This is a genomic window from Luteibacter sp. P4_D7_3 (assembly GCF_056401735.1).
Map to the genome: position 1 here is coordinate 1 of NZ_JBFUIT010000567.1, position 1,336 is coordinate 1,336.

General features: G+C 62.1%; 1 protein-coding gene. It reads left to right on the forward strand.

Annotated features, from left to right (window positions below):
- A partial coding sequence (locus AC1DSN_RS22760) for a TonB-dependent receptor plug domain-containing protein (protein ID WP_477333119.1) occupies positions 1–1,336 on the forward strand: 1,336 nt, incomplete at both ends.

A 1,336-nucleotide genomic window follows, 5' to 3' on the forward strand; every position in this document is an offset into this window, starting at 1 on the left:
GATGCATAACGGCACCGTGGTCGATTCGCACAAGGGCGTGCAGACCCAGATCAGCCAGGGTACCGACGTTTCCTTTGCCGCTGCCGCCGCCGGCGCCAGCGATGCCACCAACCTCGGCAGCGTCCAGGTCACCGCCAACACCCTGCCCAGCATCGACGTCAGCTCGGTCGACTCGCGCACCGTGTTGACCGCCGACCAGCTGTCCAAGCTGCCGATCGCCCGCACGTCGATCAGCTCGATCGCCCTGCTCGCTCCCGGTACCACGCCCGCCGTCCGCGGCTACGGTAACGCGCTGTCCTTCGGTGGCTCTTCGGCATCCGAGAACGCTTACTACATCAACGGTTTCCAGGCCACGAACCCGCTGACCGGCGTGAGCTCGCGCCAGCTGCCCTACGACGCGATCGATCAGGAACAGGTGCTGATCGGCGGYTACGGCGCCGAGTACGGCCGYTCCACCGGCGGCGTGATCAACGTCGTCTCCAAGCGCGGTACCAACGAGTGGAAGGGCGACGTCCAGGTGTTCTGGTCGCCGGACGGCCTGAATCAGCAGCCACGCGACATCGACCTGCGCGACGGCACGAAGTATCAGAAGGGCAACACGTACGCCCTGCGCAACAACGAGAACCTGCAGTATTCCGGCTCCATCGGCGGCGCACTGATCAAGGACAAGTTGTTCATCTTCGCCGCAGCGGACTGGATCAAGAACACCGGTGATTACACGGGTCCCAATACCACCAGTGACGACGAGCACGATGTCGCCAAGACCAAGCGCTGGCTGACCAAGTTGGACTGGAACATCACGGACAACAACATCCTCGAGTTCACCGGCATCGGTGATACCGAGACCGAAGACCAGTCCATCAGTGCTTATAGCTACGACACCGGTAAGGGCGATTATCTCGGCCACGTCTATACGAAGAACTACAACGGTACGCAGACCAATGCGACGCCGGGTGGCAACACGTACATCGGTCACTACACGGGTTACATCACCGATGACCTGACGGTCAACGCGATGTACGGCCGGTCGCATTCCGACCACAGCCAGAACATTACGTCGGCGACCGGTCAGGCCTGCCCGACCATTACCGACAGGCGCGCGGGATTCGCTAACGATCCGCAAACCGGTTGCACGGTCGGTGGTTCGACGTTCCTCCTGCCGGGCGCGGAAGACAGCAGCCATGGCTGGAGCGCCAACATCGAATACCGCATCGGTGACCACGATCTCCGTGGCGGTGTCGATAACTACGTGCTGCGCGCCACCTCAGGCGCACTGCCGACCGGTGGCACAGGCTATATCTATAACGACGTCGCTGATGGTACGGCGATCAAGAGC